The following is a 20039-nucleotide window of genomic DNA, read 5'->3' on the forward strand; positions in this document are numbered from 1 at the left end:
TGGCGTCGAGTTCCGATGCGCCGTGCAGTCTTCCGCGCTCTGCGACGGCGTAGCAGCGCTGCTTATTTACAGCACGGGAACCATCGTGGCGCACTTTTCCATCGGAGGGAGGGAGCATCGTCACAGGCAATCCGGCGCGGTCCGGCCGTCTCGCGATCGGCGCGGCCGCAGGCAAGATAACGTGCGTTCCGTCGTTCCTGGTCTGCATCGCTCCTCTGGAGCGGATCTCTTGTGTCAGATGGCGCCCGTCACCGTATGTACGCCATGCATCTCAACTTCCGTAGCGCCGCTCATCCATGCGCTCCCAGAAGCCCATCGCCAGCGCCTTGAAAGCCCCTCAAATCGGCTTGGGAATTGCCATTGGTCATGTTTTAGCGGGGTTGATCGCATACCGATCCTCGCTCTTCAGGCACGTGCAGCCTATCGATTTGTGCGGTCAGTCGACACAGCATTAACAACCAGCAGGCACCCCGCGAAAGACGCGGCTCCAACTAGCAGTTCGTCTGCGGTCAGCCCGAGAAAATGGACGAAATCAAAAGCCAACACCACTGCCATCGCTCTTTACCGATCATAGGGTCCGGGAACACATCGCATAGGTAGAACCGTTAGATAGCGCTAATGTTCCGATCTGGACTCTACGCGTCATTAGCGGTGACGAACGGCGCATATTTACCGTCACTTCCCGCACGGACTTCAACAGCGCCTCGTGCAGCGCCTGCATTGCGCGATAGTGATAGCAATGCGGCGATATAAACGGCTTCACGATGCCTTTGTGCAGCGCCGCGGCCCGGCAACGTGATTTACCCCGCGACTTGGTCGCTCCGACGGCCTTTCCGGTACGCGGAGCCATGCAGGCTGAGATCGACCCCACCTCGGAACAAAACAACCGGAGGCTTGTTTGGCCGCCAGCACGGTCGAACTCCTGGCAACCGTCGAACTCCTGGCGATGACGAAGCAGGACATGTGCCGCTTCCAGGGCGTGCCAACAAGTCTGCGCTGACAAGACGGAAACGGGTGTGAGCGGTCTCGACCGAGCAGGGCAGTCGTTCGCACAGACCAGACACGACGCAGGAGCCCGGACATGAAGGTGGTAATTGGACTGTTTGACAACCATGAGGATGCAAACGAAGCCATAGATGAATTGGGTGGGACGGGGGTTCCGCTTTCCGACATCAGCATCGTGGCCAGTGGTGCGAACGGCTGGTATGCCGACCATCGCTCGCGGGCCACGGAGGATGCCGCGGCCGGGGCTGGCATAGGCGGGCTGATCGGCGGTGCGGCAGGACTTCTGGCAGGGCTTGGCATAATCGCTATCCCAGGTCTCGGCCCCGTGGTGGCGGCCGGATGGTTGGCCGCCACCGCTACCGGTGCTGCTGGCGCTGCGGCCGCGGGTGGTGCGACTGGCGGGATCATCGGCGCAATGACGAATTCTGGCGTCCCCGAAAGGGACGCCGACGTTTGCGCGGAAGGCATTCGCCAGGGCGGTACGCTCGTGGTTGCCAAGGTCGAGGACCAAGTGGTTCCAAACGCCGAACAGATTCTTCGGGCGAGGTCAGTAGATCTAGTGGAACGACGCAGCCAATATGAAGCGGCAGGGTGGACCGGCTTCCATCCCTATGCCGGCTAGACAATCCCGTTGTGCATTCCTTGCGCCTGCCGGACGGCAAAGGCTTCCCGCTCGTGATGCTATCCCTCGACGCGATGTCGATCTGGCACGCCCGGGAAGATCACAGGCGAACTGATGAGCGGCTTTAATGGAGCGTTGGCCCTGGGTGCAGGCACTGTGCTGGCGCTCGGATTGCTCGGCGGCTATGTCAAGAACCGGTTGTGGCTGGCCGAAAGCACGGTCTGCCTCATCCTGGGGATAGTTCTGGGGCCAATGGTGCTTGGATGGGCAGATCTTGCCGCGCTGCCAATTGATCCCTTCACGCTCCTCAAGGAAGCGGCACGCCTCACATTGGGGATTTCCGTCATGGCGGCCGCCCTGCGGCTGCCGCGTGGTTTTGTACGCCAGTGTGCTACCGGCCTTGCGATTGTACTGGGGCCAAGAATGCTGTTGATGTTCTTGTCAGGCTCGCTCCTCGCTGGGACAATCCTCAATCAGCGGCCGCTCGTCGCTCTGCTGGTCGGCGGGGACGGATCCGGTCGTGGCGGGGGCGATCACCGGCGGAAGAGCCGCCGAACGCATGCTTCCAAACCGTCATGTTGAGCTCCAGCCCTGAATATAAGCAATTCTAGATCAGACCCTTCGCATCCGCAATACGAAATTGTGCGCCGCACCATAGGCGAGGGGACGAGCTCGAAAACATCGATCGGGTGAGCCATTCGAGACTCTTCTCAACGGTTGGCGTCATTCGTGTCACATTCTTCCTTGCTAAATTTCCAGTCCATGGCTCCCGAAAGGTTGTCTCAATTCAGGGGAGTTCCGAGTGCATGAGTAAAACCGACGATCAATTCGCCTTCATCGTGTCCTCGGTCACCGACGCTGGTCGGAAAGGCTCCTGACGACGCCGCCGACGGCTTCATGAGATCGATACGAGGCTACCGGACGGAGTCTTGAGCAAGCCGGGCGAGGCAAGGCCAACCCAGCGGCCTGCCGATAACCGGTGCTGGCCGCCCAATCTAGAAAGAAAGGCGGGCGACGAGCTTCGCAGGCTTCACGCTTGGAGTGGCAGGCTTTACCGCCTCTGGAACCCGGAAGGCCTTCAAGTTCTGCGCCTTGGTGGTCGAACTGGCTATGATAGCCTCTGCGGCGGCGATGTCCCTTTCGCTCAACGCCGTTTGAATCGCGCGGAATTCGCTCGCGCAAGTTTATGGATTTGGACATTTGCGGCGATCATCGCCGGAAAATCCGAAGGATGATAAACAGTAGCCTAGCTAGAAGCGCCTCCTCTACTGGCGCAGGTGTTCAGGATAGGTGTCATGACCTTGATGTGCGCGTCGATGCGGTCACGGACCTTTGGCGTCACCACTTCGCGCTCGGGCAGATGCCACCATCGGTCGTTGACGAGGGAGATGGTTTCTACCACAGCATTCATGACCGCCTGCTCAGGGAGTCGCGCCCGGCGGGCAAATGCTTTCCACCGCGACACTGTCAGCGCCTTGAACGACCGCTCCCCTCCTAGTGATAAGGCCATTGAATCGTTCGGGATATAAGCCACCGTTGACAGTACGTCATAGGTTGGAGCGAGCGCTGGGCTATTGCCATCGCCTGGATAGATCAGGGACCAATTCTTCAAGTGCATGTCGCCGTTGCCAGTCACAGCAGCAAGGGTCAGCCGTCGAACAAATTCGAGAGCCGCGGCTGATGAAACAGCCTCGTTCAAGCTGGCTGCGATATTGTGATAGGCCCCTTCGTACTTGCGCGCAGGATCGACACCAAACACCTGAGCGAAATCCTCCATGTGAATCCGCTTACCCTCAGCGCTGCGGTCGAAGCGCCTGACAAGAAGAACCTTGCCCTCTGAGGGCGCGTTGAACTCCTCGGGGATCCACTCGCAATCCGACCTATCGACCAACTCCCGCTCAGGAACCTCCATTCCTATCGCTGCCGCGAGAGCAAGGTTTGCGAATTCATTCTCGGAAACACCGGGAAATGCCACGGGGGGAAATTTTGCGATGTAATGTCCCTGCTGCTCCCCCACCGGCAGCGTGAGCGGGCCATCGTTTCCCTTTGTGATCGATAGCTTCATCTGAATGCCAGCCAACGAGAAGCGAACCTTTGGCGTCTCGTTTAACCTCGGTCGATCACTGGGGAATACCTGCACGGCGCCCGACAGATCGGCGCCAAGAGCTGCTAGAAGATCAAAATCGTTGCGTCGTCGGACGCTATCTTGGTGGTGTATTTCCATAGCCTCGCGAAGGTAGCCCTCCGGCAACAGATTCGCGAAGAATGCCGGAAGGATGCCCGCAAGCGGTTTTCGAGGCTTCCGCAGTTCGCCGGTCGCTGAGTGAAAGGAAAGGCTCAAAGGCGGGGAGCCACCCCTGTCGCGATAATCCTGTTCGAACGAAAAGGTATGGACGGGGCTACGAAGAATGGTGCCGATCTTGCAATCAGCCAGAACAACGTCGAGAGAATGTGTCGACTTCGGCGATTGCAAATCGTGGATCATGTCGAACCATGCGGAGTCAGTTTGGCTTTACGGCTCTGTCACTTCGGGGTTTCGAGGGGTCATAGCGCAGGCCTTCTTGCATTCGTTGATATGCTCTTCTGCGACCCCCGCGAACCGCTTGTCCTCTGGTAATTGGGAACCCTGCCAATTCATACGCCTTCAGCATCGATCCGAAGCGTTCTTCGAAAACACGACGTTGCGGAAGTGTTGGATCGCCATCCACCAAAGCGCTCGAGACATACCCGAACGTGGCATGCAACTGTCGTATGCCATCCAAGAGCTCTGCGTCTGAGTACTGTCGGCGCCGTTGACTGCGCCTTTTCCGAGCTGCCTTGATCGTCCCCCCTTTGGTGGTCGGGAAACCTGCCAACTCATACGCTGCAACCATCGATCCAAATCGCTTAGCAAAAATCCAGTTCTTGGGAAGCTCTTCATCGGCATTTATCAGGGCGATTGTGACATACCCGAACGTGGCGTGTAACCGCCGAATGCCATTCAAGAGTTCTTGGTCAGAATGCTTTCTATCCAGCCTTGCGTATCTGGGTTTGTATCCGACAGTAGCGTACGCCGCTTGCAAGTCCCCGAAATGACTGAGATACGTTCGAGAGTTGGGCGTGTATGGGCAACTGTCTATGATTGCTCCAGTCAGTTTGCCTTTTTCTCGCAAGAGTCGCTTGAGCCTGCTTACCATATCCGGTTTCGTGTAAGCGTAGCCGCGCTTGTAGCCCATCTCCCGCTGGGCTTTTGCGAACCGCTTGGGATCCACAATCGCGTCCATCACACGCGTTCTGATCCATAAGCTTGGAGGATTTCGCTTTGTGCCTCCCCTCATTTTCCGGCACGTCTTGTTATAGACGTAGAATCCCAACATCAGCTCGCTGGATAGGACTGTCCTGACCCGCGCTACGGCCCATGCGGAGCCATCCGTAGAAGGTACTTGCTCGTCATTCAGGGTTCTCACGATGCTACTCATGCTTCGCCTTTGATCGACGAACATACGAAAAATGCGCCGAACGATTTTCAGTTCGTCGGGTGGCCCTGCAACGTAAATTACGCGGTCTGTGCTCACCCCTTTCCCTTCACCCGGGTTTAGGAGAAAGCGCGGTCGCCCTTCCTTGCTAACCAACATCCGTCTTACCCCGTAGGGGATAGCGCCACCTTGCTTGAAACCAAGTCGCGCCTGCTGAGCCTGCGCTCTTGAAACTTTGGCGGATAGCTCCCGGCTGTATTCGCTGGCCATGACCCGTTTGAGGTTTTTGACAATCGTCGACACCATACTGCCGTCGTTTTCAAAAGGTTCTCCGCAGTATCGAACCGATACACCCGAATTTCTGCAGAGGAATTCGTAGTGAGCCGATTGGTCGGTATCTTGAAATCGCCCCCATCTACTAACGTCAAGTACGAGTACCGTAGAGTACGTCTGTTCACCAGTCATCACGTCTGTCAACAGCTGCTTCAGGCCGTCTCTTCCTTTCAGACTTAGGCCACTTTTTCCGGCATCTGAATATGTGCGGACGATAGCGAAGCCTCTCGCCTCGGCATACTCCGCAATGGCAGCAATCTGATTTTCCAAGGAATACTGCTGATGGTCGGTTGACATGCGAATGTATTGAGCCGCCGGAACGCGAAGCGAACTCGTTAACGCCTTCACCTCAAAGCCTCCCTGACGCACCTTGTTGAGAGTTGCGTTTTATCTGGATAATAAATCTAAACGGCCGATTGCACAATAAAGCCTATGCTCTATATGTATGGCATTATGCTGGTGTGCACTATAGTGTACATCCGGAGCGCAGGGATTACGCATAATTGCTATGGACAGACCTATACGAACGGCAGAGCTTGCGGGACTTTGCCCGCGCGGTTTCTAGGCTGCAACCCGAAAGGCAGCCTGACCAAATGAGGGCTGCGCCAGCCCGCTCCGCCTCTTTCATGGTAATTGCACCCGCCAACGTTTCCTAATAGGAAGCAGGCCGAAACAAGGAATAGCAGAATGGACGAGGCAAGCAGGCAGATGAATTCTGATTTGCTGCAACTCACGGCGGATATTGTGGCGGCTTATGTGCAAAAGAACGCCGTGCCTGCGTCCGGCCTCCCGGATTTGATCGCCAGCGTTAATTCTGCTCCGCCGCCGCCAAACCTCACACCAGCAGTGAACCCTAAGAAGTCGGTATTTCCCGATTACATCGTGAGCCTTGAGAACGGGCGCAAATTCAAATCTATGAAGCGCCATCTTGGTCTGATGGGCATGACACCTGACCAGTACAGAACCAAGTGGGGTCTCGCAAAAGACTATCCTATGGTGGCGCCGAGCTATGCGGCTCAGCGGTCGACCCTCGCGAAGTCCATGGGCCTCGGTCGGAAACCGGCCGCTAAAGCCCCTGCCAACAAAGCCGCCAGGAATAAATCGGGTGGTCGGCAACCAAAGCCGTAAGGTTGAGGTCGCACCTCGCCAGCGCTGGCATTTCTGCACGTCGGCGGACAAGGCTTGAGCCGTGGTCGGCGCGGCCCACGAAAATGAGGGCCACGCTGATTGAGAATCAGATCAGCAAAGCGACGGCGGTCGCGAACAGTCTTGAGGTCCCGCTTCGAGGCCGACAGCCCACAGCGAGATAGGTGCATATACATCGGGTAAGAAGTTCATGCAGCTTCGGCGATGTATGGCGTCGCGGAGATGCGAGCGTTGAGCACTTCCTGCGCCACTTCGATTGCGTCGTCGTCGACATGCGCCGTCACCAGGACGATGCCTTCGAAAGAATTCGCATCGTTTTGCTTCACTGGGGCGGCTGCCATCCATCCGATCAGCGCGCCAGCAATGCTGGCGCAAACGATTCTCGCCACGTGAGGGTCGATCCCAAAGGCCGCGAATGCTGCCAAGCAGACTAATCCGCTGAACGTCCCACCCAGAATGGCGGGTGCGAAGATCCCCAAATTAGCCAATTCGTCGCGGTAAGGCCCGATAACGGTTATCTTTACGCAAGCATTTCCCGCCGCGACAAGATCGCCTGCTGCTTCGGACGCTTCGACACGGGAGTCAAAAAGTCTGCTGATCGTTCGCATAGGTGGCGACGTTGTCCAGTGGTAATTCGGTGACAAAGGAGGCGGCGATAAGATCGTCGCCGTCGACCCGGCCGAGCGCGTCCTCCATGAGCGCGGCGACCTTCTGGAAGGTTCTCAATTCGCCCTCGGTGATCTCGGCCGCCTGCATCCTGGCCCTCAGGTTGGCCACGCGTGTGCCCAAAGTACGAGACGTTACAGTTCCACCTAGCATGGTTCGATAACCTTGTGAGTTGGCAAGCGGCGCGCGTTTTCGCCGTGCGGGCGATACGATATTTTGCTACTTGCCTGTTGCAGAGATGGCGCCTGCTCATATTTGGCAAAGAGCCTAACCTTGTCAGAATAGGTGATCCGAAACTGGCGTCGACATCCCTCGCATCGGTGCAAGGAAATGACTTGGAACCAACTGCCCGCCCTTTCCAAAGCTAAATCGCAATGGGGGACATTCGAACGCCATCTTACATGCAGCCAATTTTGAAGAGAGCGACATCATACCTCCAGCATCGGGAGCAACGAAGTCGGCCTACCGCCAATGGCGGCAGGCCGAGAGTAGCCTCACTGGATTATCTTGACGATCTTGCGAGTACCCGGGTCGACCACAACGGTGCGATTGTCGATCACGGTGTAGCGATATTTGACGTTGGGAACTTCATGGAGTTCCACGGTATCGGGCAAGGCTGTGCCGATGTTGAGTTCCACACCCGGGACCTTGACTGAAGCCAGCGGCTGCTTGGTCACGTATTCCTTGATGACTGTTTCCTGCTCAGGCTGGACGATGATGTCCTCCGCGGCGGCGGCGCCGACACCAGCGAGCAACAGAACCGCAGCGGCGGCGGCAGAATACTTTCTCATAGAGAAGACCTCCAATTGAAATCAGCGCGGCCAAACGTTGTTAACGCGCAGAGGTCAAACTCCAAGTGAGGTCGAACGTTCCCAACGTGGGGCTTCGGTCGGTTGAGACCGGACTTAAGTCCCGTCGCAAGACGCAAACGTCCTGCCTGCATGCCGCATACTTTCTGACAGCAAGTTAACGATCGCAAAGCCTACCGCCTTCCTTGGTTGAAGAACTCTGCTGCGCCTTGCTGCGCCACTGAGCCTCGAGGTTTGCGCGCTCCCTACCGCATCAGGCCCGCGGCGCGCAGAGCTTCTTCTATGACCCTTTGTACCGCTTGACCCTGCGATAACTTCACGTCCATTCGAGCCGGTTCCGCAGGCCTGGCCCTCGCCGGCTCCACGGACCCTCTCCGAAGATGAGATGCTGATGGCCTCATCGCGACCCTTGACGTAGAAGACCTCGGCGGAGCGGACCTAGCCCTCGCTGACCCTCTCGCGTCGTCGGCATCGCCGAGACCCCAGAACCGTGCCATCTCCTGGGTTGAAGAAATACCCACATCGAGCATGTAAGTTGCGGCCGTGCCGAGGCCGTTGCCGATGGGCGCACCGTGGCCCATGCCCGCAATCATATTGATCTCGATCTTCGCTTCTCCTGCTTCGTCAGCCCAGATCTGCCGGCTGAGTCCGCGCTCGCTCGTCGAATACGTCGGCGCCTTGTCGAGTTTGTGCAGGGCGCGCCACTGCGCAGCGATGGACTCCGCGTTGGCTGAGGCCACCGTGTGATCGGCGGAGCCCTGCCAGATCGAAATCCTGGGCCACTGCCCGTTGTGATCGGAAGCCTTTCGCACAAGCCGTTGCAGTTCTTGCTCGGAGGGACCGCCGTGGCCGCGCATGCGATCGAAAGCTTCGGGCACGGTTGTCGCGCAGCCGAAGGGCAGCCCGGCAATGATGCCGCCGCCGGCGAACACGTCGGGATAGGTCGCGAGCATCGCTGCGGCCATGGCGCCGCCGGCCGAGAGACCGGTGACAAATATCTGCTTTCGGTCCAGGCGGTGGGTAACGACCATCGTTTCGATCATCTCCCGGATCGAAAAGACCTCGCCGCAATCTCGCGTGGTATCTGCCGGCAGGAACCAGTTGAAGCAGAGGTTCGGGTTGTTGGCGCGTTGCTGCTCGGGATAGAGAAGCGCGAAACCGACCTTGTCAGCGAGTTGAGACCATCCTGAGTGGTGGTCGTAGCCGGCGGCATTCTGGGTGCAACCGTGCAGCACGACGACCAGCGGCGCGCCGTCCGAGAGGTCAGCAGGCAGATAATATCGTGCCTGCAACGCCCCGGGATTGGAGCCGAATTTTCCGAGGGTGGAGAGGCGATCGGCGGCTGTGAAAGAGGTGGGATGTGTGTTTTGTAGCCCGCGCAGGGCTGCAAGGCGCGCGATCGTATCGGAGACTTTTCGCAATTGAGTCGTCCTTGTTTTTTGACGCCCAAGATTGGACGGCGTGTGTGCAACGCGCTCGCAGCAATATCGTTGCTGCACTGCACAATAATAAGGAGGCTGTGGCCTCTCGCTTTGTTCGTTATGACAACGCTGCGGCGAGGAAAGCAATGCAAACTAAGACGATGACTGTTATGGTCCTCAACAGGACCATCCTCAGAACGATCGCTTTCCGGCGATCTCGGGCCAATAAGCTGCCTGTCTGCAGTCGGCCCCGTTCCCGTCAGAAGCAGCCCAGCGGGATTGCGCCCAAGGTCGGTCGTTAAAGCTGCGTTGGCCGACCTCCAAAAGCGGACGTTCCCATGGCACGACCGCGTGCCAGCTGAACTTTGGATATCGACGGACTTTTCTTAGATTTGGCACTGCGCATTTTGAGCAGCAGCGCGAGGTGATCGCTTAGGCGAGCCAACATAATAGCGGCGGGCAGACTAGGTCCAGGGCGTATGGCCTGCGACGCATCAAGCAATCCGATCCCATGTGAGCGTTCGCATTACGGGCTCGCCAGAGGCGGTTGTCGTATCGAGCTCGATGACGAGCTGTCCATCTCGCGTGCCGAGACGGCGGATCACGACCATGCCGACGTTCTGGGGTGTCAGTGCGGCAATCAGGCGGTGCTCCACAAGCCCGTCATCGCGGATGCGGTAGGTGCCGAAATATGCGTCATAGCCCCCTACAGCCCCTGTGTTGTTCGACGAGGCAGGCATCGTCTTTGCCGTCGCCCGGTCGCGCTTCATGAACTGGGCCGAAAAGTGCCCCGTCGCGTACGTGATCATGGCGATGGGATCGGAGCCCAGCGAGGGCTCATCTCGAACGTTGCCGTCCGTAGCGCGGTCAATGCGGCTCAGCAGCCGCCAGGTGCCTTCAAACTCGGACATTCTGGTCACCACTACCACACGGTCCAGCGGTCCGCCATGCCGTCGCCACCACAGGGGCCGTTCACCGCCGGAACATTGTGAAGGGACCGGGGGAGGCAAATTCAAATGAGCAACGCCGCCTCTCCCACCCGTTTCGTCGATACTCAAGGCGAAGAGGCCGCGCTTACTCGCAGGTTTGCCCAAAACCGACTGCTCGCGGCCGCAACATGTCTCGCAGGCCTGGTAGGCGATGATGTGGGGTTGAGGGGGTGAGTGGTGCGGCCCGAGGGCCGCCGGCACGGCGCCGCGAGTTTTAGGCCGTCACGATCTTGCCGTCCCACTCGCCACCCGAGGGACACGAGGCGTGCTCATGGAACAGCTTCCAGCTGCCGCCGCGCCGCTTGAAGCAGTCCGTCTGGCGGACGAGCGCGTGCTTGGCGTCACCGTTCTTGAGGACGATGTTGACTTCCTGGATGGTGCAGACCACGCCCATATCTCCGCTGACGGTGACGTCTTCTTGCAGGATATTGATGCCGCACGACTTAAACCCTTTGAAGACGCGATCGAACATCTTCATTGCCGGCTGGATGCCACGCGAGGCAAACGGCGGGATGTCGAACCACAGTGCGTCGTCCGCCCAGTGCCGCGTGCTTTGTTCGCCCGTCATGGAAGCCGCCATCTCCTTCACGATCGCAGTCAGCGCTTCCGTGTCGCCCTGCTGATTTTCAGCAATCTTGGTCATTTTCCATTCTCCTTCGTCGAGTTGCTCGGGTTGCCTTCAACCCGATGGGAAGAGGCTAGTCCATCCCTTGGAGGAGGGGTAGAATGGCGGATGGAATAGGATCAATTCCCAAGTTGGAATGGTGGAGGGTGAATTTGGATCGGATGGCAGCGATCAGGCTCTTCGTTCGGGTAGTCGAGAGTGGCAGCTTTTCGGCCGTAGCCCGCTCGCTCGGCGTCGGCCAGCCGGCCGTCAGCAAGCAAGTTGCAGCGCTTGAGGCGCACCTGGGTGCGCAGCTGCTGCAGCGCACCTCACGCAGCCTCACGCTCACCGAGTCCGGCCGCGACTTCTACGAATCCAGCGTTCGGTTGCTGGGCGACCTCGAAGCCGCTGAATCGCGGGTGGGCCGGGGTCGGGTGGCACCGTCGGGACTGCTCCGCGCCACGGTTGTCCCGGTCTTTGGTCGCATCTACATCGTGCCGCGGCTTGAGCAGTTTTTCGCCCGCTACCCCGACGTGTCGGTGGAATTGGTCGTGGCTGACCGGATGATGAATCTGATCGAAAACGGTATCGACCTCGCCGTGCACAACGGCGACCTCTCCGACTCCGGTTTGATTGCCAAGAGGATCGCGCAGACGCCGGTCGTAACCGTGGCGACCCGCGCTTATCTCGAGGCTCACGGCGAGCCGGCAATACCGGCCGAGCTGGAACAGCATTCCTGTATCATATACGCGCCGCAGGGTTCGCCCCGCGTATGGGGGTTCCGGGATCGCTTTGGTCCCGTCATGCATAATCCCAAGTGCGCCTTCCGCACCAACGATGCGGAACAAATACGAGCCGCCGTCCTGTCCGGCATCGGAATCGCTCATGCTCCCGGTTGGTTGTTCGGAGCAGAGATTGCGTCAGGTGTCGTGCGCGAAATCCTGACGGACTATGCGCCGAGGCCATTAGCAATCACAGCCGTGCGGCCAGCGGGCCGCTTCCTCCCTAGCAAAGTCCGGGTCTTCGCCGATTTCCTCGCCGAACTCTTCGCCCAGGAGCCCAGCCTTGCGCTCAATCGTGCCAGCACGGGGGGTGTGTTCGACCAAACGGGTTGACGTCTGGTCCCGCCCGCCGATTCCGAGTGTCGGCTGAGGGCCAATCCGAGACTTCGGTCCCTGCGAAAGGATTTCCGCCTCCGGCCCACACGCTGCCGGTCGGCAACGCGTCCATAACGGCCCCGCTGATCGCAACTTTCTCATAACTGCCGTTTGTTCGTCGCTTCGTTGCTCGCGTTCTCGAGGTTATAAGGGATCGGGAATTTGGGGATCGTCGCCAAGCGGTCGGGCGTTGCCGTTCGATGGCGCCCCTTCGATATCCGCCCCGTGATGGCGAGAACAACATTGTCCTCAGCTTTGACAAAACATATCCGGCGCCGGATGAATTCGTTAGAGCGCGGAAGGTCGCGATGCGACTGCGGGCTGTGTTGCGGCGCCGGATCAAGATATTTTGAAGACTGGGCGCCCCCGGCAGGGGCATTTTCGAGGTTCCGATTTCGTTGGCTTGATGTCAAGGCTGGCCGCCAGCGGCGTCCCAGCCATTTGCAGAAGGATCGATGCCATGAACTTGAAGATTTTCGCGATCGTGCTCGGCACGATTTCAGCCCTTGCCGGCGCCGTAGATGCCCGGGCCGCAGACACGGTTCGCGTGCGCGGCACGGTGGTCAGCCTTGTCGGGTCGACGCTGACGGTGAAAGACCGCGACGGCAAAACCGACACAGTTGCGCTCGCCGACAGATGGACCATCTCCGGCGTTGCCAAGGCCTCTGCGGCCGACATCAAGCAGGGCGATTTCCTAGGCGTCGCCTCGGTCTCTAAGGCCGACGGCGGCAGCGGCGCGCTGGAAGTCGTGATCTTCCCGGCCGCGCTGAAAGGCACCGGTGAAGGCGACCGTGACTGGGACTTGCAACCCAACAGCCGGATGACCAACGGCACCGTCGCCGACGTGACAGAAATCGATGGCCGCGCAGTGACGCTCACCTACGACAATGGCCAGAAAAAGCAGATCGCTATCCCGCAATCAACCCCGATCGTGACCGTCGCGAGCGCCACGCCGTCGGACCTGGCCCCCGGCGTGCCCGTCTTCCTGACGGCCGAGCGGGACAGCGACGGCGCCCTCATTTCGCGTCGCATCGTGGTCGGGAACCACGGCGTCGTTCCGCCGATGTGAGGCGAGCGGGTCGGCGCCCGGTCTGCCGACACGGCATCTATCGGCAAAGGAGCGCACGCGTGATTCGGCACAAAGCCAGACAGGCTCGGCGACGGGACCGAAGCCGCAAACACGGACACCACCAAGCCGCATCCGTTAGAGGCTCTTTATCGTCCAGGTTCCTCTCCGACCGTGTCGCAATCGACAACCGGTCCTAAGTGGACCTGATAAGCCGCAGGGTGCACGCTTGCAGACAGACCCGCAATTTCATTCACGAGCTTGCTTCGGATCGCGTTTGCAAAGTCGGCTGTGCTCGCGTGATAGCCGACATTAAAATTGAACCGCCACAATGTCGCTGACCCTAACTCGCCGGCGGCGCGCCAGGTGCCGTTGCCGCCATTCACAATGCCGTTGGAGTGCGGGCCGGCATTGCCGTCCCAGTAGCTCAGCGTGAGGCCCGCCGAATTGACCAGGTTGACCTGGTTGGCCACGGAGGTCTGCACGAAATAGTTCGGATCGGTGACGTTGAGCCCGTTGTCGGTCAGCGTGCCATTGTAGTTCATGACGCGGTAGACGCCAGGCCCAAAAGTGCCGCCTGCCGTCTGCGTGATGTTCAGCGTGCCGTCCAGCGTCAGGTTACCGCCGACATCGATCAGGTCGTTAAGTGCGCCGCCCGGCACATTCGCCTGGCCGAAATTGTAGTTGAGCGCAGCCGAGCTGGCCAGACTCAGAGCGCCTTTGATGGTGAGCGTGCCTGGAGCGTTGCCGGCAGCACCGGGGCTGATCGCGCCGACGACGTTGACGTCACCGCCGATCGTGCCCGTGCCGCCCAGCGTCCCGAGGGCTGCGATCGTTGTCAGGCCCGTCGCGCCCGACTGGTTGCCGTTGACGATCAGGGTGCCGGCTTGAACGCTGGTCGGGCCGGCGTAGTTGTTGTTGCCCGTAAGCGTGGTCACCCCGGAGCCGAGCTTGGTCAACCCGCCTGTGCCCGAAACCAGCCCGGCGAAGCTGTAGTTATTGTCGAGGTTGAAGGCGAGTGTACCAAGCGTAAGGTCAAGTCCAGACACAAGCCTATCTCCGATCCCATTACAGGATCGGCAACCTCACAGATCGCGATCATTCCCGAAAGGTGGCCCGGAAACACCGCTTACGGAGGTCTGACAAAAAGCAGCTCCACTTCCAAAGTGGGGCCGTGAGTGCAATGCGCCTCATGTCGGCCGTAGAGGGCGGCTTCGCAGCTTCCTGACAGCAGACCTTGCTGGCGATCACGCTGGAGTCATGGTCGCGCCATAAACGAACTTCTGCGAGTTCGCTGGCCAATTTCCGCCTCGCCCGTCGGCGGTCGTTTCAAGATGTATAATGTTGGGCGGCAGGCAACCTCCGTCAGGTCAGCGGGTGTACTTCGACGATTGGCTAAGAAGCCAATCCTCTGCAACAGTTGGATCGGCCATGCTTAGCACTAGGTCGGCAAGTTGCGGCTCGTCAATCAGCTTCGATGCATCAGCAGGCGACAGCCACGCCCGTTTTCGCCGGGACGATTCTATCCAGTCTGGAAGTACCTCGGTGACCGACAGCAGGTAGACCTCGACGGTTACGTTGACGAAGCGATCAGAAAGGCGCTTCCAATAGGAGTATGCCCCAAGGGGTTTCTTCGGCGCATTGCCAAGGACTCCTGCCTCTTCTCGCGCCTCCGTTGTCGCAGCCTTCCTGCCACTCTTACCCTTCATCGGCCAGCCTTTCGGGACGATGAAGCGTCTCGTCGTCCGCGACGTGATGAGTAGCACCTCGACCTTCCCGCCTGGATCCAGCCGAAACGGAACTACCGCGACCTGGCGGATGGGTTTGCCTTTCTTGGCCTTGAGTATGACCTGTTTTTCCTTCGACATCCTGTCGTCAGATTTCATTCCCTGGGCCTCCCGCCGGCGATGGCCGGGAAACAGCGTTGATAACGCTGGTTCTAGTGAGAGTTGTTGCCGTAACGACGATGGTGATCGCAAATCCTATCGATTGCACCCAATCGTTCCCTCCTGTCGCAACGAACTCGCTACACGACAAGCCGCGAGCCGGTGAGCAGGCCGCGCTCTTCCAACACCGGGTAGGCCATCGACGCCAGCAGCGAGTTGATCTGCTTCAGGTCGCGGATGGTGTCGAGGTGGATCGAACTGGTTTCAATGCTTTTGGCGGTGCCGTCGCGCAGGCGCACGAAGTGGCTGGCGCTGGTTTCCTTCTCGCGGTCGCGCAACTGGTCTTTCTCCAGCACGAGTTGGCGGGCGGTCTCGGCATCGCGCGAGACCAGCACGTTGAAGGCAAGCCTTGCGTTGGCCAGCACCGAGGCGTGGAAGGCGCACAGCTCTCGCCAGCCTTCGGGCGTGAATTCCAGCCCGCGCTCGAGCTTCTTCTTCACATGCGCCAGCATGTTGCGCACGATGATGTCGCCGACCTGCTCGAGCTTGACGCAGGCGCCGATCAATTCCTGGCAGCGCAGCGCCTCGTCCTCGGCCAGCGGGTTCCTGGTCAGCTTTGCCAGATAGAGCTTGATCTCCGCATGCTTCCTGTCGACGCGGTCGTCGAGAGAGGCCAGCGCCTTGATCTTGTCGGCGTCGGCGCTTTCATAGAGCTCGATGATGCGTTTGAGCATGATCTCGACCGTCTCGCAGACGCGCACCACCTCGCGCGTGGCGTTGGCCAGGGCCTGGCTGGGCACGTCGAGCGCGCTTTCGTTGAGCGCCGACAGTTCGACGACGTCGAGCGTGGCGGCCGGCGCCGGCCTGGCGCCGAGCGCCACGATCCTTTCGGAAGCCCGGTAGACCAAACCGGCCAGCGGCAGTCCCGCGAGCAGGATGACGACGTTGAACAGAATATGGGCGTTGACGATCTGATCGGCCGCCGTCGGGCCTAGGAAGGCGACATGCGGCCGCAAGATCATGAACAGGATCAGCATGACCAGCGAGCCCAGGCCGCGCATCAGGAGGTTGCCGACCGGCACGACACGCACTTCGGGGCTGGCCGAGCGTGTCAGCATCGGCGCGATCAGCGACGAACCGAGATTGACGCCGAGCACGAGGGCGAAGCCGAGTTCAGGGGTGATCAGGCCGCGGCCGGCAAGTGTCGCCATCAACAGCACCGCCGCGATGCTCGACTGGAACAGCCATGTGATCATCGCGGCCAGCAGGTAGGCGGTGATGGAATCGCTGGAGAAGTAATTGAGAATGACCGGCAGCAGCTGGCTGTTGCGCAGCGGCTCGGACGCCTGGCCGATCATTTCCAGGGACAGGATCAAGAGGCCGATGCCGACCAGGATGCGGCCGGTCTGGCGCCAGTCCCGGCGCTCGGTGGCCATGAACATCACCGTGCCTGATATCAGGCAGAGCGGCACCAACAGGGTGAGATCGAAGGTCAGCAGCTTGACCACCAGGGCCGAGCCTATCTCGGCGCCACGCACGGCCAACTGGCCGGCGGCGCCCGAGACGATGCCGGAACCGGCGAAGGAGCCGACCAGCAGCGTGACCGCCGTCGAGCTTTGCAGCGCGATCGCGAGGCCCGTTCCAGCCAGCACCGCCATGACCGGATTGCGCATGGTGGCGCGCAGACGATGACGCAGCACGTCGCCATAGGCGCGCTCGACTCCGGTCTTGACCATACGGGTGGCAAACAGCATCAGCGCGACTGCACCGGCCAGATGCAGCAGGACGACCGAGCCGCTCATGCCGGGCCACGCATCCAGACAGCAGCCAGCGGCGCGGACGCCATGACAGCAAAAGGGAAGATGACGGCGCGAATCCTGAGCATTGCAAGGATCGATAATACCCCGATTGCTTTTAGCCGGATCATCATTTTTGTCCCACGGACGTGGTCAAATTCGTGATGACCAATCAATCACGTGCGGAGCAACCGCAGATAAATGCCGGCGCGATCTGCACCAACATGACCCAGACCGTGAGTTTCGGCTTATCCATGCTCGCTTAGTTAGGCGGTGAATGCCACGATCCCAATTCAATGATCTCCGGCCCAAACTAATTCGAGCTTGAGTGTCTCGGGATACGGTGGCACTCACCGACTGTACTTTTCGGTCCCAGCTCTGAAACGCTCCCCGCCGATGCGGCTGCGGTAAATGCGCAGAACTAACCGACGCAGCCCTTTGCAGTCTGAATGCGAACGACAGCATTAGGTCAGGTCACGACGACGTCCGCGCCCACCCGATGTCCGCTCTTTGAAGATCCGCAGCCTGAAGTTGCAAGTCCGCTGACGGCCGGCCTACAGGCAGGCTTTGTGGTTGCTTGGGAGCAGGCACAACATGCGATGGCGCTTAGCTCAAGCCCGTCCACGAGAGCCAACCGTCATTGCGCTGATTGCGCTGCACCGGCACTGACGGCGAACGAGACTCGATCTTTCGCAACCCTTTGCACCCAACGTCCACTGCCAATCCGGCCGCGCCCGAAAGCCGCCTGTCCGTTACCGGCCCCGAAGCGGTCAACAGGCGGTTCTACAATTGACCATCGACTGGGGTTCCTGGAAGCTTTTCGAACTTTCTGGGTCAGGTCTCAGCCCGAGTTGCGCGCGCTTATGGACAAAGCGGGACACTAGATTCGGCTTTTGGATAGTTTGGGAGGCATCGACTTTCCGGGACATATGCCTTCCTGATAGTGCGTCAGCACGAACCCTGATACGCGCCCCAAACGGGACATCCCCCGAGGGTGATGCCAACCCTCGTTTTCCTTTGCTGCACATTGGAGCAGCTGATCGTGTCTTTAGGAAAAGTGCTCCTCCAGATAGACGCGGAACTCCCGCTCGAACTGCTCTTGGAGGAGGGACGACATATGCGTGCGGCTGCGCGTTAGATAGACATGGCAGGGCACGTAGGGAAGGAACGGCTTGATGGCGAGCGTTCCGCGCCAGCGTTCCGCTGAGAACTTGTCGACGATGGAGACGCCAAGCCCCTCGGCCACGAGAGCGCAGGCGGCGTCGCTATAATGAGCCTCGAAACGAGTCTCGACGCGAACCCCCGCTTCGTCGAGGCTGCGGTCGACGGCCTGACGCGATCCGTCCTCGCGCCCCAGCGCGATGAAGCTTTCGTCGCGTATGTCAGAAGCCTCGATCGTCTCCTTCTCGCTCAACGGGTGTTCCGCCGGCAGGATGCAGACCGAAGCGGTCTCGAAAATGAGGTCGCAGGTCGTCGCCGGATCGATTACCGGCATAGTCATCAGGCCAATGTCGAGCTGCTTGCTTGCTGCGAGTTCGGAGATCCGTACTGAAGCCTCCGGCTCCAGCGCTAGCCGCAGCTTCGGATGGCGGCGGGCGAAGGCACCGATAAAGCGGGGTAGCACGTAGCTGGACAGCGCGGGATAGGCGCCGATGATCAGCCGGCCCGCATCGAGCTGCTGTATATCGGCCGCCAGCCGCCGCAGCCGCGCCATGCCTTTGACGATATGACCGGCCTCCTCGTGCAACAGGTAGGCCTCCGCGGTCGGAGCCAACCGGCCGCCTTGCCGCACAAACAGCTGGATCTTCAGCGCGTGTTCAAGGTTGGCAATGTGGGCGCTGACGGAAGGCTGCGAGATGTGCAGGAGATTGGCGGCGCCGATCACCGTTCCTGCATCCATCACCGCACGAAACGCCTGCAACTGTCTGTAGTTCATTTTTCTCGACCGATCACTATAGGAAAAAGCTATAGAACACGAAGCTTTTCATATTTGTCAATTGCCGTGGTTTTCGCTTTATTCTCCACCTGCTAGGAGAAGTCTCCCGCTGATTGGCGCCGGAACTGGCCATTGCGGCGCCGCAAATAACCACTGAGCAGAGACTATCGCGATTGCGTCACTCTCCCCGATAGATGGATCGAGGTGGTCCTTTCGCGCGCTGCCAATCAAAAAGAGGGTAACAATGAAAACGGGATTGATACGATGGATGGGCCTAGCGGCCAGCGTCCTCATTTTCCTCACCGGAGCCGCCCGCGCGGACGAGGCCGGCCAATGGTCGAAAATACGCATTGCGACCGAGGGCGCCTATGCTCCCTGGAATTATACCTCCTCCGACGGCAGGCTTGCGGGCTACGAGATCGATCTCGCCCAAGAACTGTGCCGCCGCATGAAGGCCGACTGCGAGATCGTCGCCCAGGACTGGGACGGCATGCTGCCCGCGCTCAACGCCGGAAAGTTCGACGCCATCATCGCGTCAATGTCGGTTACGCCCGAGCGGCAGAAGGTGGCCTCATTCTCTGTGCCTTACGCCAAGGCGCCCAACGCCTTCATGATGATGAAGGACAATCCGCTGGCCTCGGAACTTGGCTCCAGGGTCGACTACAGCCTGAAGAAGGACCCGGAAGGCGCCAAGAAAGCGATCGCTGCGATGGCCACGGCGCTTAAGGGCAAGATCCTCGGCGTCCAGGGCTCCTCGACGGCGGCGACATTTGCCACGGCCGAGCTGAAGGACCTGGTCGAAATCCGCGAATACAAGACGACAGACGAGCATAACCTCGACCTTGCCGCCGGCCGCGTCGACCTGGTCATGGGCAATATCACCATGCTCAAGGCCGCCATGAAGCAGCCGGACCTGGCTGGCGCGACCCTTGCCGGCCCCACATTCATCGAAGGCGTTCTCGGCAGCGGCACGGCTAATGTGGCCATGCGCAAAGACGACACCGCGCTCAAGGCAAAGTTCGACGCGGCCATTGCCGAGGTCAACACCGACGGGTTCAACCGGACCCTAACGGAAAAGTGGTTCGGGGTTGATATCACGCCCAAGGATTGAGTTCAGCCGGGCGGGCGCACATGTGCGGCCGCCCATC

The 20039-nt window shown here is 59.8% G+C and carries 18 protein-coding genes; 6 read left to right on the top strand and 12 right to left on the bottom strand.

What is annotated here, in order from left to right; all coding sequences use genetic code 11:
• Positions 1–1081: 1081 nt before the first annotated feature.
• Together LB556_RS22000 and LB556_RS22005 are read left to right on the top strand one after the other, a co-directional pair.
• Positions 1082–1627 carry a hypothetical protein gene (locus LB556_RS22000; RefSeq protein ID WP_224569821.1) on the top strand — a complete coding sequence of 182 codons (546 nt, stop codon included), beginning with the start codon at positions 1082–1084 and terminating at the stop codon, positions 1625–1627.
• A 114-nt stretch (positions 1628–1741) separates the two neighbouring features.
• Positions 1742–2209: a hypothetical protein gene (locus LB556_RS22005; RefSeq protein ID WP_224569822.1), complete on the top strand. Its 468-nt coding sequence runs from the start codon at positions 1742–1744 to the stop codon at positions 2207–2209.
• Between the two features lie 664 nt (positions 2210–2873).
• Here LB556_RS22005 and LB556_RS22010 read toward each other — a convergent pair.
• A complete protein-coding gene (locus LB556_RS22010) occupies positions 2874–4112 on the bottom strand; it encodes a type II toxin-antitoxin system HipA family toxin (RefSeq protein WP_224569823.1) in 1239 nt (412 codons plus the stop codon).
• 16 nt (positions 4113–4128) lie between these two features.
• Positions 4129–5763: a recombinase family protein gene (locus tag LB556_RS22015; RefSeq protein WP_224569824.1), complete on the bottom strand. Its 1635-nt coding sequence runs from the start codon at positions 5761–5763 to the stop codon at positions 4129–4131.
• A gap of 339 nt (positions 5764–6102) precedes the next feature.
• On the opposite strand from LB556_RS22015, the gene LB556_RS22020 reads away from it, so the two are divergent.
• Complete coding sequence (locus LB556_RS22020) at positions 6103–6543, top strand: MucR family transcriptional regulator (RefSeq protein WP_224569825.1); 441 nt, start codon at positions 6103–6105, stop codon at positions 6541–6543.
• Positions 6544–6749: 206 nt separating this feature from the next.
• Here the strand turns inward: LB556_RS22020 and LB556_RS22025 are convergent, their stop codons facing one another.
• The 6 genes from LB556_RS22025 to LB556_RS22050 all read right to left on the bottom strand — a co-directional run bounded on the left by LB556_RS22025 (position 6750) and on the right by LB556_RS22050 (position 11089).
• Positions 6750–7169: a hypothetical protein gene (locus LB556_RS22025; protein WP_224569826.1), complete on the bottom strand. Its 420-nt coding sequence runs from the start codon at positions 7167–7169 to the stop codon at positions 6750–6752.
• Positions 7144–7317, bottom strand: a complete 174-nt coding sequence (locus LB556_RS22030) for a hypothetical protein (protein WP_318011299.1) — start codon at positions 7315–7317, stop codon at positions 7144–7146. The genes LB556_RS22025 and LB556_RS22030 overlap by 26 nt, the downstream gene beginning before the upstream one ends.
• A gap of 404 nt (positions 7318–7721) precedes the next feature.
• Positions 7722–8018 (bottom strand): DUF1236 domain-containing protein, encoded by a 297-nt coding sequence (locus LB556_RS22035; RefSeq protein ID WP_224569828.1) that lies wholly within the window; start codon positions 8016–8018, stop codon positions 7722–7724.
• 263 nt (positions 8019–8281) lie between these two features.
• On the bottom strand, positions 8282–9457 hold the full coding sequence (locus LB556_RS22040; protein ID WP_224569829.1) for an alpha/beta hydrolase family esterase: 1176 nt from the start codon (positions 9455–9457) through the stop codon (positions 8282–8284).
• 494 nt (positions 9458–9951) lie between these two features.
• Complete coding sequence (locus LB556_RS22045) at positions 9952–10368, bottom strand: lipocalin-like domain-containing protein (RefSeq protein ID WP_140749533.1); 417 nt, start codon at positions 10366–10368, stop codon at positions 9952–9954.
• A gap of 292 nt (positions 10369–10660) precedes the next feature.
• The gene (locus tag LB556_RS22050; protein ID WP_224569830.1) at positions 10661–11089 is read right to left on the bottom strand and encodes a YybH family protein; all 429 of its coding nucleotides are present in this window, start codon (positions 11087–11089) and stop codon (positions 10661–10663) included.
• A gap of 83 nt (positions 11090–11172) precedes the next feature.
• On the opposite strand from LB556_RS22050, the gene LB556_RS22055 reads away from it, so the two are divergent.
• Both LB556_RS22055 and LB556_RS22060 read left to right on the top strand, forming a co-directional pair.
• Positions 11173–12165: a LysR family transcriptional regulator gene (locus LB556_RS22055; protein WP_224569831.1), complete on the top strand. Its 993-nt coding sequence runs from the start codon at positions 11173–11175 to the stop codon at positions 12163–12165.
• Positions 12166–12667: 502 nt separating this feature from the next.
• Complete coding sequence (locus tag LB556_RS22060) at positions 12668–13276, top strand: hypothetical protein (RefSeq protein WP_224569875.1); 609 nt, start codon at positions 12668–12670, stop codon at positions 13274–13276.
• A 146-nt stretch (positions 13277–13422) separates the two neighbouring features.
• On the opposite strand, the gene LB556_RS22065 is transcribed toward LB556_RS22060, so the two are convergent.
• The 4 genes from LB556_RS22065 to LB556_RS22080 form a co-directional block, all read right to left on the bottom strand.
• Positions 13423–14322: an autotransporter-associated beta strand repeat-containing protein gene (locus LB556_RS22065; protein WP_224569832.1), complete on the bottom strand. Its 900-nt coding sequence runs from the start codon at positions 14320–14322 to the stop codon at positions 13423–13425.
• Positions 14323–14643: 321 nt separating this feature from the next.
• Positions 14644–15159: an NUDIX hydrolase gene (locus LB556_RS22070; RefSeq protein ID WP_224569833.1), complete on the bottom strand. Its 516-nt coding sequence runs from the start codon at positions 15157–15159 to the stop codon at positions 14644–14646.
• A 140-nt stretch (positions 15160–15299) separates the two neighbouring features.
• Positions 15300–16961: a Na/Pi cotransporter family protein gene (locus tag LB556_RS22075; RefSeq protein ID WP_224569834.1), complete on the bottom strand. Its 1662-nt coding sequence runs from the start codon at positions 16959–16961 to the stop codon at positions 15300–15302.
• Between the two features lie 1042 nt (positions 16962–18003).
• Positions 18004–18891 carry a LysR substrate-binding domain-containing protein gene (locus LB556_RS22080; protein WP_224569835.1) on the bottom strand — a complete coding sequence of 296 codons (888 nt, stop codon included), beginning with the start codon at positions 18889–18891 and terminating at the stop codon, positions 18004–18006.
• A gap of 244 nt (positions 18892–19135) precedes the next feature.
• Here LB556_RS22080 and LB556_RS22085 point away from each other — a divergent pair, with 244 nt between their 5' ends.
• The gene (locus LB556_RS22085; RefSeq protein WP_224569836.1) at positions 19136–20002 is read left to right on the top strand and encodes a transporter substrate-binding domain-containing protein; all 867 of its coding nucleotides are present in this window, start codon (positions 19136–19138) and stop codon (positions 20000–20002) included.
• The last annotated feature ends 37 nt before the right edge of the window (positions 20003–20039 follow it).

This window comes from Mesorhizobium sp. ES1-4 (assembly GCF_020164745.1).
Lineage (GTDB): Bacteria > Pseudomonadota > Alphaproteobacteria > Rhizobiales > Rhizobiaceae > Mesorhizobium.